Origin of the sequence: Sulfitobacter marinus (assembly GCF_900116285.1) — a bacterium.
GTDB lineage: Bacteria > Pseudomonadota > Alphaproteobacteria > Rhodobacterales > Rhodobacteraceae > Sulfitobacter > Sulfitobacter marinus.
Genome location: NZ_FPAJ01000003.1, coordinates 185,156 through 196,322, shown reverse-complemented (window position 1 = coordinate 196,322; position 11,167 = coordinate 185,156). Strand labels below are relative to the sequence as shown.

10 protein-coding genes are annotated in these 11,167 nt (G+C 54.9%); 4 read left to right on the top strand and 6 right to left on the bottom strand.

Features of this window, described 5'->3' with window-relative positions; translation table 11 throughout:
- Positions 1-103: 103 nt before the first annotated feature.
- Positions 104-2,725 (top strand): DNA mismatch repair protein MutS, encoded by a 2,622-nt coding sequence (gene mutS / locus BM347_RS09815; RefSeq protein ID WP_093916606.1) that lies wholly within the window; start codon positions 104-106, stop codon positions 2,723-2,725.
- 67 nt (positions 2,726-2,792) lie between these two features.
- Here the strand turns inward: mutS and BM347_RS09810 are convergent, their stop codons facing one another.
- Both BM347_RS09810 and hrcA read right to left on the bottom strand, forming a co-directional pair.
- Entirely contained in the window at positions 2,793-3,356 is a 564-nt protein-coding gene (locus tag BM347_RS09810; protein WP_093916293.1) for a nucleotide exchange factor GrpE, read from the bottom strand.
- A gap of 9 nt (positions 3,357-3,365) precedes the next feature.
- A complete protein-coding gene (hrcA, locus tag BM347_RS09805) occupies positions 3,366-4,430 on the bottom strand; it encodes a heat-inducible transcriptional repressor HrcA (protein ID WP_093916292.1) in 1,065 nt (354 codons plus the stop codon).
- 99 nt (positions 4,431-4,529) lie between these two features.
- Between hrcA and rph the strand changes: the two genes are divergently transcribed.
- Genes rph through hemW form a run of 3 tightly spaced genes read left to right on the top strand, consistent with a single transcriptional unit; the run spans position 4,530 to position 7,001 of the window.
- Positions 4,530-5,243 carry a ribonuclease PH gene (rph, locus tag BM347_RS09800; RefSeq protein WP_093916291.1) on the top strand — a complete coding sequence of 238 codons (714 nt, stop codon included), beginning with the start codon at positions 4,530-4,532 and terminating at the stop codon, positions 5,241-5,243.
- Positions 5,240-5,851: an RdgB/HAM1 family non-canonical purine NTP pyrophosphatase gene (gene rdgB, locus BM347_RS09795; RefSeq protein WP_093916290.1), complete on the top strand. Its 612-nt coding sequence runs from the start codon at positions 5,240-5,242 to the stop codon at positions 5,849-5,851. Before rph ends, rdgB begins: the two co-directional genes overlap by 4 nt.
- Positions 5,844-7,001, top strand: coding sequence for a radical SAM family heme chaperone HemW (hemW, locus tag BM347_RS09790; protein WP_093916289.1), 1,158 nt, complete (start codon positions 5,844-5,846; stop codon positions 6,999-7,001). The genes rdgB and hemW overlap by 8 nt, the downstream gene beginning before the upstream one ends.
- On the opposite strand, the gene BM347_RS09785 is transcribed toward hemW, so the two are convergent.
- From BM347_RS09785 to mnmG, 4 genes are read right to left on the bottom strand one after another with little or no spacing between them, the layout of a single operon-like run.
- Complete coding sequence (locus tag BM347_RS09785; protein WP_093916288.1) at positions 6,998-7,885, bottom strand: ParB/RepB/Spo0J family partition protein; 888 nt, start codon at positions 7,883-7,885, stop codon at positions 6,998-7,000. The two genes, hemW and BM347_RS09785, sit on opposite strands and share 4 nt — an antisense overlap.
- 10 nt (positions 7,886-7,895) lie before the next feature.
- On the bottom strand, positions 7,896-8,696 hold the full coding sequence (locus BM347_RS09780; protein WP_093916287.1) for a ParA family protein: 801 nt from the start codon (positions 8,694-8,696) through the stop codon (positions 7,896-7,898).
- Positions 8,689-9,297, bottom strand: coding sequence for a 16S rRNA (guanine(527)-N(7))-methyltransferase RsmG (gene rsmG, locus BM347_RS09775; RefSeq protein WP_093916286.1), 609 nt, complete (start codon positions 9,295-9,297; stop codon positions 8,689-8,691). The genes BM347_RS09780 and rsmG overlap by 8 nt, the downstream gene beginning before the upstream one ends.
- Entirely contained in the window at positions 9,294-11,156 is a 1,863-nt protein-coding gene (gene mnmG, locus BM347_RS09770; RefSeq protein ID WP_093916605.1) for a tRNA uridine-5-carboxymethylaminomethyl(34) synthesis enzyme MnmG, read from the bottom strand. The genes rsmG and mnmG overlap by 4 nt, the downstream gene beginning before the upstream one ends.
- Positions 11,157-11,167: the final 11 nt, after the last annotated feature.

Genomic DNA, 11,167 nt, shown 5'->3' with positions numbered 1-11,167 from the left:
GCGCCTTGCCAATCAGGATCGCCCCTTTCATGCCCGCCCGTGTTTTTGTAGACAGTCATATGCCGAACAGGGGTTTGTAGTGAGCGACGAAAAAATCACGCCAATGATGGCGCAGTATCTTGAGTTGAAGGCGCAATATTCCGACGCCTTGCTGTTTTACCGCATGGGCGATTTTTACGAGATGTTCTTTGATGATGCCGTCGCCGCAGCCGAGGCGCTGGATATCGCGCTTACCAAACGCGGCAAACATGGCGGCGAAGACATCGCAATGTGCGGCGTTCCCGTTCATGCCGCCGAAGGGTACCTGCTGACCCTGATCCGCAAAGGGTTTCGCGTCGCCGTTTGCGAACAAATGGAAAGCCCGGCCGAAGCGAAAAAACGTGGATATAAGGCCATCGTCAAACGTGATGTGGTGCGTTTGGTGACCCCTGGCACATTGACCGAAGAATCCCTTCTTGATGCGCGGCGTCATAATTTTCTTGCCGCCTTTGCCGAGGTCCGCGGCCAACATGCCTTGGCTTGGGTGGATATTTCCACCGGCGCTTTTCACGTGATGCCTATCACTTTGGCGCGGCTCGGCCCGGAACTGGCGCGTTTATCCCCCTCTGAATTGATCGTGTCAGAGGCAAAGGAGGACGAACTGCGCGAATTGGTCGCCGATTTTAATTTATCTCTGACCCCCCTCGCCCGCTCCGCCTTTGACAGCACCAGCGCCGAGAAAAGCGTTTGCGATCTGTTCGGGGTCAGCTCGCTTGATGCGTTCGGCAGTTTTGAGCGCGCTGATGTTTCAGCCATGGGTGCCGTCATCGAATACCTCGAGATCACCCAAAAGGGTAAACTCCCCCTGCTCCGCCCCCCGCAAAAGGAATCCGAGGCCCGCAGCGTTCAGATTGATACCGCGACGCGCCGCAACCTTGAACTGACCCACGCGCTATCTGGTGGCCGCGCTGGTACGCTGCTATCTGTCATGGACAAGACTGTTACCGCTGGTGGCGGGCGTCTGTTGGAACGGCGCATTTCGTCCCCATCCCGCGTGTTAGAGACGATTCATGCGCGGCTGGACGCAATAACCTTTGCCCTTGATAACAGCCGCTTGCGGCATGATCTTCGCGCCCATCTGCGCAATGTTCCCGATCTTGAACGCGCATTGTCCCGTCTGTCGCTGGATCGCGGGGGCCCACGCGATCTGGCCGCAATTCGCAACGGCCTCGCAGAAGCGAGCCAACTTGCAGATAAAACCGACAGTAGCGACATGCCCGATCTTTTGTCCCAAGCAATCAAAGGCTTACGAGGTCATGACACGCTCATTGACTTGCTGGATCAAGCGTTGATTGCCGAACCACCTCTTTTGGCGCGCGACGGCGGATTTATCGCACCCGGCTATGACAGCGAGCTCGACGAGGTCCGCACCCTGCGTGACGAGGGCCGCAGCGTGATCGCGCAAATGCAGCAGGAATTCGTGTCTATCACGGGAATTTCCGCCCTCAAGATCAAGCATAACAACGTCTTGGGCTATTTCATCGAGGTCACCTCGACCCACGCCGAGAAAATGCTGTCCGCGCCTCTGTCCGAAACCTTCATCCACCGGCAAACCACGGCGAACCAGGTCCGCTTTACCACGGTCGAACTGTCCGAGATGGAGACCAAAATTCTCAACGCCGGCAATCAAGCGCTTGAGATTGAAAAACGGCTCTATGAAACGCTAAAAACCGCAATTCTGGCCGAGGCAGGCCCCATCGGCGTTGTCTCCGCTGGTCTGGCCGAGATTGATTTGGCCACCGCGCTGGCCGAACTGGCCCAATCTGAAAACTGGGCCAAACCACGCGTCGATAACTCCCGTGCTTTTGATATTTCGGGCGGGCGTCACCCCGTCGTGGAACGTGCGCTGGCCCAGCAATCCGGTGCCGCGTTCATCGCCAACGATTGCACATTATCCGCGACCGACGAACACGCGCATATCTGGTTGCTGACAGGCCCGAACATGGCCGGTAAATCGACCTTTCTCCGTCAGAACGCATTAATCGCCCTGATGGCGCAAATGGGAAGCTATGTTCCAGCGATCGACGCTCATATCGGATTGGTCAGCCAGATCTTCAGCCGCGTAGGCGCGTCTGACGATCTCGCCCGCGGTCGGTCAACCTTTATGGTCGAAATGGTCGAAACCGCAGCAATCCTGAACCAAGCCGATGATCGTGCTTTGGTCATTTTAGATGAAATCGGACGTGGCACAGCGACCTATGATGGGCTTTCGATTGCATGGGCAACGCTGGAACATTTGCACGATGTGAACCGCTCCCGCGCGCTGTTCGCCACGCATTATCACGAAATGACCGCGCTTTCGAACAAACTAGATGGTGTCGAAAACGCCACCGTTACCGTGAAAGAATGGGAAGGCGAAGTTATCTTTCTTCACGAGGTCAAGAAAGGTGCTGCAGACAGATCATACGGCGTGCAAGTCGCGCAGCTTGCTGGTCTGCCGCAATCGGTTATCGCCCGCGCCCGTGTCGTTCTCGAAGCGCTTGAAAAAGGCGAACGCGAAGGCGGCGCCACGCAGAAAACACTCATCGATGACCTTCCGCTGTTCGCGGCCGCACCAACGCCCCCACCACAACCGTCGAAAACATCCAAGGTTGAAACGGCCCTCGCCGACATCCTACCCGATGAACTCACCCCGCGCGAAGCCCTTGATCTGCTCTATCAACTGAAAGAGGCGGCCAAAAACTGACCGCCCCCCTCGTATTCCAAATGGAAATAAATCCTCCCCGAAGGGTCCGCAGCTAGATCAAAGCGCCTTAGCTCGCGGGCATTGACGAAACGCCAACTTGCGCAGGGCGCAGCAGGCGATCGTGCAACATGAACCCTTCCGTCGCGACCTGAATGATCTCTCCGGCGACAGTGCCAGGAACCGGCGCTTCGAACATCGCCTGATGTTGCTGCGGGTCAAACTTGTCACCAACCTCGGGGGCGATCACTTCGATGCCGTGCTTTTTGAACACGTTCAAAAGCTCGCGCATTGTCAGTTCGATCCCTTCCAGCAGCGGCCCGGAAATAGTGCGCTGCTCATCCGTTACTGCTTCCAATGCACGCTTCATATTGTCGTAAACGGGCAGCATATCGCGGGCCAGTTTGGACCCGCCATAATTTTCTGCTTCACGACGGTCTTTATCCGACCGCTTGCGCGCGTTCTCGGCATCGGCCAACGCACGCATAAAGCGGTCTTTCAACAGGTCACGTTCGGCGCGCAGCTGGTCCAGCTCCAGCGCTTCATCGTCAATCTCTTCCATTTCCTCAGCATAGGCCTCGGCCTCTGCATCATCAATGTCGTCCAAAAATTCGTTGTCTCTCGGCTCTGCCATATTCCACCTCTAGCTGCGGTTCGAGATAAGTTTCCCAACCAGCTGCGCCGTGTAATTCACAATCGGCACGATACGTCCATAATTAAGGCGGGTGGGGCCAATCACGCCGACGGCACCAATCACCTTACGATCAGCGTTCATATAAGGGGAAACGACGAGAGAGGAACCCGAAAGTGAAAAAAGTTTGTTCTCAGAGCCAATAAAAATGCGCACACCGTCCCCGCCATCGGCAAGTTCCAGAAATTCAGCGATATCCCGCTTACGTTCCAGATCATCAAACAGCTGGCGGATCAGCTCTACGTTCTCGGCCTCGCCCTCGGTGTTGATCAAATTCGAACGGCCCCGCACGATCAGCCGCTCGGGATGCTCTCCATCGTCTTGCCACAGCGCCAGCCCGCTTTCGACCAGCTGCCTGGCCAAAGTATCAATCTCTTGTCGGCGTTGGTTGATCTCAAGCGTAATGGTCCGCTGAAGTTCAGATATGGTTTTGCCTTCGACCAAGGCATTCAGGAAATTCGCCGCTTCGCGCATGCTGCTGGGCGTTTGTCCGGGTGGCGGCGTAAACAGCCGGTTTTCCACATGGCCGTCCGAGAATACGAGCACAACCAAGGCTCTATCCTGCGAAAGAGAGACGAATTCGATATGTTTGATCGGTGCCTCGTGTTTCGGGGTTAGCACCAGGGATGCGCCTTGGGTTACCCCCGACAACGCCGAACCGACACGGTCCAGAATACCGCTGACATCTGCACCGTTATCGCCCATGGTCGCATCGATTTTCTCACGGTCGATATCCGTGGGATCACCAATTTCAATCATCCCGTCCACAAACATCCGCAGACCTACTTGGGTTGGAATCCGGCCCGCGCTGACGTGGGGGCTGCCGAGCAACCCCATATACTCAAGATCCTGCATCACGTTGCGGATCGTCGCGGCGCTGACCTTTTCGCTAAAATCCCGGGTTAACGTCCGGGATCCCACCGGATCACCGTTCGCAAGATATCCTTCGACCACGCGGCGAAAAACCTCGCGCGACCGGTCATTCATTTCATCTAGAACTGTAGGTGTTTTTTCCATGGTACCTCAATAGAAGGGCTACAGCCCGAAACGTCAATCGGGGTTGCATCAACACGGCGTGCGGCGTTATCCCCGATGTAAATCATAAAGGATAATCTTATGCGCCCCTCTGGTCGGAAACTTGACGAAATGCGTGCCGTGTCTGTTGAAACAGGCTTTACCAAACACGCCGAAGGCTCTGCCATGATCAAGATGGGTGACACGCATGTGCTATGTACAGCCACCATCGAAGATCGCGTGCCACCTTTTATCAAAGGGTCCGGTCTGGGTTGGGTCACCGCCGAATACGGTATGTTGCCCCGCGCCACGAACACCCGGATGCGTCGGGAATCTGCGATGGGCAAGCAAGGCGGGCGTACCGTAGAAATTCAACGCCTGATCGGTCGCGCCCTGCGCGCTGGTGTTGATCGCAGTGCCTTGGGCGAACGTCAAATCACCATCGATTGCGATGTATTGCAGGCCGATGGCGGCACGCGCTGTGCGTCCATCACTGGCGGCTGGATCGCGTTGAAACTGGCGGTGAACAAGCTCATGAAAGCAGGCGATGTGACCAGCGACCCCTTGGTTGATCCGGTCGCCGCGATCAGCTGCGGCATTTACGCCGGTCAGCCCGTTCTTGATCTCGACTACCCCGAGGATTCAGAGGCGGGCGTTGACGGTAACTTTATCATGACCAGCACCGGTCGTTTGATCGAAATCCAGATGAGCGCTGAGGGATCGACATATTCCCGCGAGCAGATGAACCAGTTGATGGACCTTGCTGAAAAAGGCGTGACGGAACTGGTTAACATTCAAAAAGAAGCAACCGCATGACACGCAAATTCACCGGCGATCAAATCCTGATCGCCACCCATAACGCGGGCAAGCTTGAGGAAATGACCGAACTCTTCGCCCCTTTCGGTGTGCGCGTCGTGGGTGCCGCCGAGATGAACCTGGCCGAGCCGGAAGAAACTGAAGACAATTTTATCGGTAACGCCCGGATCAAGGCTGTTGCCGCAGTAAAAGCCACCGGCCTGCCCGCCTTAGCTGACGATTCAGGGATCGAGGTCGAGGCATTGGACGGTGCCCCCGGCGTTTATACCGCTGATTGGTCCGAAACGCCCAATGGCCGCGATTTCGTTATGGCGATGACCAAAACCCATAACCTGCTGGAAGAAAAGAACGCGCCGCACCCCCGCCGCGCCCGTTTTTGCGCCACTTTGGTGCTGGCATGGCCCGACGGTCACGAAGAGATTTTCGAAGGGCGCGTAAATGGGACATTGGTTTGGCCCATGCGTGGCGACATCGGCCACGGCTACGACCCCATGTTCCAGCCTGACGGCTATGATCAAACCTTTGGCGAAATGCCCCACGAAGAGAAAAACAAGATCAGCCACCGCGCTGATGCGTTCACCAAGCTGACCTCGGCCTGTTTTGACTGAAGACTGGCGTCAGGGCGGTTTCGGCCTCTACATCCACTGGCCCTTTTGCGAGGCGAAATGCCCGTATTGTGACTTTAACAGCCACGTTAGTCGCACAATTGACCAACGCGCTTGGCGCGATGCCTATCTGCGCGAGCTTGAACGCGGCGCTGCCGAAACCAAGGGCCGTGTGCTGAATGCGGTGTTTTTTGGCGGCGGCACCCCCAGCCTGATGGACCCCGAGGTCGTCGCCGATGTTATCGCTGCCATCTATCGGCTGTGGCCCGTCGCAAATGACATGGAAATCACACTTGAGGCGAACCCAGGCTCGGTTGAAGCCGGACGTTTCAAGGGATTTCGTGACGCAGGCGTGAACCGCGTATCGATGGGCATTCAAGCATTGAACGACACAGATCTAAAACGCCTTGGCCGCATTCATACCGCAACCGAGGCGATGACGGCGTTCGACATCGCCCGCTCGACCTTTGAGCGCGTCAGTTTTGATCTGATTTATGGCCGGCAGAACCAAACACTGCACGATTGGGAATCCGAATTAAAACAGGCTCTATCTCTTGCGATAGACCATATTTCTCTCTATCAGCTGACGATCGAACAAGGCACCGCTTTTGGCGATCGTTACGCCATCGGAAAGCTACGGGGACTGCCAGATGATGATCTGGGCGCGGATATGTACAGCCTCACGCAAGAAATTTGTAATGACATGGGAATGCCCTCTTACGAGGTGTCAAATCATGCCCGCGATGGTGCGCAGTCACGGCACAACCTGATTTATTGGCGCTACGGTGATTACCTCGGCATTGGCCCCGGCGCCCACGGTCGGTTAACGCAGAACGGCACGCGATTGGCCACCGAATGCTTTAGCAACCCACAGCGCTGGCTGGATGCATCCACTATAGGCAAAACAGAGAAACCTCGCGAAGCCCTCAGCCCCACTGATCAGGCCAGTGAATTTCTGATGATGGGCTTGCGCTTGAAAGAAGGCGTTGACCTGAAACGCTACACTGCGTTGGCTGGCACTGCCCTTTCACAGAAAAAGATCATACGGATGCAAGACATCGGTATGATCAATTTGGTCGGGGACCAATTAAACGTGACAGATCAAGGGTTTATGGTACTTAACGCGATCCTGGCAGAGCTGCTTTCGGACTAACCGCCAGAAACCAGCCGGCAAAGCTCGTCCAACTCATCCATGGTTTTGTAATGCAGCACCATTTGCCCGGATTCCTGGCCCGGCTTGTGATTCAACGTCACTTTTTTGCCCAAACTGGCCGATAGATCACCCTCAAGAGCGCGCGTATCGGCGTCTTTCTCGGCAATCGATTTAGGGGCTTTCTTCTCGACCGCATCGCCGCCGCCAGCCTGATCCTTTTTAACCAAGGCCTCCGCCGCGCGAACGGATAGACCGCCGGCGATGATTTGCTTTGCCAGCTTTACGGGGTCATCCGCAGGCACCAGCGTTCTGGCGTGGCCCGCCGTCAGATCACCAACGCGCACCATCTCCAACACGCTTTCGGGTAGGTTCAAAAGGCGCAGCAAGTTAGCGATATGACTCCGGCTTTTACCAAGCGCTTCGGCCATTTTCTCTTGGGTATGGCCGAACTTATCCATCAATTGACGATAGCCTGCGGCTTCCTCGATCGAGTTCAGATCAGCGCGCTGAATGTTTTCGATGATCGCGACCTCGAGGACCTCAACATCGGTAAATTCACGAACAATTACAGGCAATTCATGCAGCTTGGCCATCTGAGACGCGCGCCAGCGACGTTCACCCGCGACGATCTCAAACGTACCATCGGCGCGTTGGCGTACGATCAGGGGCTGGATAACACCCTTTTCCTTAATCGAATTTGCCAGATCATCCAAATCTTGGGGATCGAATCGCTTCCGCGGCTGCTCCGGATTGGGGGAAATCTGCTCAATCGGAACATAGCGTTCGGCCGCCCCTTCGGATACGACCGTTTGGGTTTCGGCCACATCCGCCATCAAAGCCGACAGGCCACGCCCAAGCCCGCGCCGTTTTTCTTTATCTGCCATTGTTATGCCCCTATATCACGCCATTAACCAAAATTTCCTGAGCCAAATCGCGATACGCTTTGGCACCTTTGGACCCGCTGTCATAGCTTAGCACCGGCATCGAAAAACTGGGCGCTTCGCTTACGCGGACGTTTCTAGGGATTACTGTTTGGTAAACCAGCTCTCCCAAATTCGCACGCGCATCCTGTTCAACCTGCTGTGACAAATTGTTGCGCTGGTCGTACATTGTCAGAACGACCCCCTCAATTCGGAGGTCCTTATTGCCGCTTTGCCGGACTTCCCGGATCGTCAGCATCAACTGAGAAAGCCCTTCTAAGGCGAAAAACTCGCTTTGCAGCGGCACCAGAACCGAGTGCGCGGCGATCATGGCATTCACCGTCAAGAGGTTCAGCGAGGGCGGGCAGTCGATCAGAATATAGTCGAACGCATAGCTATCCATTTGGGTTTGGCGCAACGCATCATGCAAAAGGAAACTGCGCTTTTCATTGGATATCAATTCCAAGTCGGCAGAGCTTAGGTCAACCGTCGCTGGCACGATGTGCAGGCCGGGCGTCTCGGTCTTTAGAACCACCTTATCCAGGGTGATATCTTCGAGAAGAAGCTCATATGTTGTGTATTCCCGATCCTCAACATCAATACCTAGCCCAGTTGAGGCATTCCCCTGCGGATCAAGATCCACCACCAAAACGCGCTTACCGCTCTCTGCCAGCGCTGCGGCAAGGTTAATTGTCGTCGTCGTTTTGCCGACGCCACCCTTTTGATTTGCCACGGCAATAATCTTGGGGCCCACAGGGCGCGAGAGATCAGACATGCGATATATCCTTGATTCTAAGTATTGCCGCGTCGGGGTTTGTTAGGCTTTGAATTACCTCACAGGAATAGCGCCATAGGTTTTGTGCGTCGATATCTTCGACCTTCCAATTTTCGCCTTTCGGGAACAGCGCCACACCATTTTTGCTTAGGTGTAGATCAGCGTATTCAAGCAGTTTAGACAAGTCAGAAAGCGCCCGAGCGGACAAAATATCCGCTTCCAGTCCCGGTATGCTTTCAATGCGTTTATTGATAACCTCGGCGTTTAACCCCAATTCACGGACGGCGGTACGTAGAAAGACACATTTGCGCTGGTCGCTTTCAACCATCGTAAACTTGGTATCACGCCGATCTTGCTTGGCTAATATTGCCAGAACAATAGCCGGGAAGCCCCCGCCACTACCCAGGTCCACCCAACTATCTGCCTCTGGCGCATGCCGGTACAGTTGAACGGAATCGTTAATATGGCGCTCCCAGATATGGGGCACGCTTGGCTTCGAAATCAGATTGATCTTTGCGGTCCACCGCTCAACAAGCTGCGCGAACAGTGTCAGCTGATCAAATGTTTCACGTGAAACATCGTCGCCCTCAAAAGCGCTCACGCTGATTTCTTTCTGCTGCCGCGCTTCAAGTGAGAGAGGACAAGTGTCAACGCCGCCGGTGTCATACCATCGATCCGCGCCGCCTGAGCTAGGTTCACAGGGGCAGCTTTCTCGAGCTTGGAGGTCAGCTCATTGGAAAGCCCATCAATGATGCGGTAATCAAAATCTGCAGGAATAACATGAGCTTCGTCCTTTTGAAGCATATCGATATCCCGTTGCTGACGCGCGATATAGTTTGCATATAATGCATCCCGCTCAACCTGCCGCCGGACATCATCCGCAATATCTGCAAGCGCCGGTTTCAACGCGATCAAATCTTCAAATACGACATCAGGAAAGGCCAACAGCTGGAACCCGGTTCTCTTGGTTCCGTCCTGATTGATCTTGATACCCGCCTCTGCAATTTCTTTTGGCGACCATTCCGTGCCTGAAAGAAGATCCATAGCTTCATTCATCCGGCTCATCTTATCCGAAAAAACCGCTAATCTTTCTTTCGATACACAACCAAGCTGTATCGCAATCGGGGTGAGGCGTTGATCTGCGTTGTCCGCGCGCAGGGAAAGACGAAACTCGGCCCGCGATGTGAACATGCGATAAGGTTCTGTAACGCCTCGGGTCGTCAGATCGTCAATCATTACGCCGATATAGCTTTGCGCACGGCTGAAAATTACCGGCTCTTTACCTTGCGCCTGCAACGCAGCGTTCAGCCCAGCAACAAGACCCTGCGCCGCCGCTTCCTCGTATCCTGTCGTGCCGTTTATTTGGCCGGCAAGATATAATCCGGGCACGCTACGCACCTTTAACGTCAGATCTAATGCGCGGGGATCGACATAATCATACTCGATTGCATACCCCGGCTGCAGGATTTCAACATTCTCCAACCCGGCCATTGACCGTACATACTCCAGCTGCACGTCCTCTGGCAGAGATGTCGAAATGCCGTTGGGATAGATCGTATGATCGTCAGCACCTTCAGGTTCAAGGAAAACCTGATGAGAGGTTTTATCGGCGAACCGCACGACTTTATCCTCAATCGAGGGGCAATATCGCGGTCCAACCCCTTCTATATGACCACCATACATGGCGGATCGTTCAAGGTTTCTCTTGATAATCTCGTGCGTCTTTTCGTTTGTATGGGTGATGCCACAAGAAATCTGCTTGGCCGATATGCCTTTAGATAGAAACGAGAAAACAACAGGTTCTTCATCACCTGGCTGCATTTCAAGGTTGGTCCAGTCGATGGTTCGGCCATCCAAACGCGGCGGTGTTCCCGTCTTTAGACGACCCAGAGGCAGATTGAATGAATCAATACGGTTGGCCAAATCAACCGAGGCCTTATCGCCCATTCGTCCGCCGGAGCGGGATACATCACCGATATGGATCACGCCGCGCAGGAACGTACCTGTCGTTAAAATGACGGATTTAGCACGGATCGATGTACCGTCCCCAAGAATGGCACCACACACGCTGCCCTCTTCAACGATAAAATCGACGACCTCCCCCTCGACGATCTCAAGGTTCTCGCGCTTTTCAGTCTCGGCCAGCATTTCTGCGCGGTAAATACCGCGATCCGCTTGGGCGCGCGGACCCTGGACTGCGGGCCCCTTACGACGGTTAAGAAGCCGAAATTGGATACCGGCCTTATCAGCGACGCGCGCCATAACCCCGTCCATCGCATCTATTTCACGAACCAAATGCCCTTTGCCCAAGCCACCAATGGCCGGGTTGCAGGACATTACGCCGATGCCATCCCGTGACATCGTAATCAATGCGGTGGACGCACCCATTCTGGCCGAAGCATGTGCTGCTTCGGCACCAGCGTGCCCGCCTCCGATAACGATGACTTCAAAATGTTTCACGTGAAACACTC

Bases quoted from the DNA above. Each gene is read 5' to 3' on its own strand.
- rdgB (WP_093916290.1), top strand. From the start codon at position 5,240: ATGACACGCAAATTCACCGGCGATCAAATCCTGATCGCCACCCATAAC.
- rph (WP_093916291.1), top strand. From the start codon at position 4,530: ATGCGCCCCTCTGGTCGGAAACTTGACGAAATGCGTGCCGTGTCTGTT.
- hrcA (WP_093916292.1), bottom strand. From the start codon at position 4,430: ATGGAAAAAACACCTACAGTTCTAGATGAAATGAATGACCGGTCGCGC.
- BM347_RS09780 (WP_093916287.1), bottom strand. From the start codon at position 8,696: ATGTCTGATCTCTCGCGCCCTGTGGGCCCCAAGATTATTGCCGTGGCA.
- mutS (WP_093916606.1), top strand. From the start codon at position 104: ATGATGGCGCAGTATCTTGAGTTGAAGGCGCAATATTCCGACGCCTTG.
- BM347_RS09810 (WP_093916293.1), bottom strand. From the start codon at position 3,356: ATGGCAGAGCCGAGAGACAACGAATTTTTGGACGACATTGATGATGCA.
- BM347_RS09785 (WP_093916288.1), bottom strand. From the start codon at position 7,885: ATGGCAGATAAAGAAAAACGGCGCGGGCTTGGGCGTGGCCTGTCGGCT.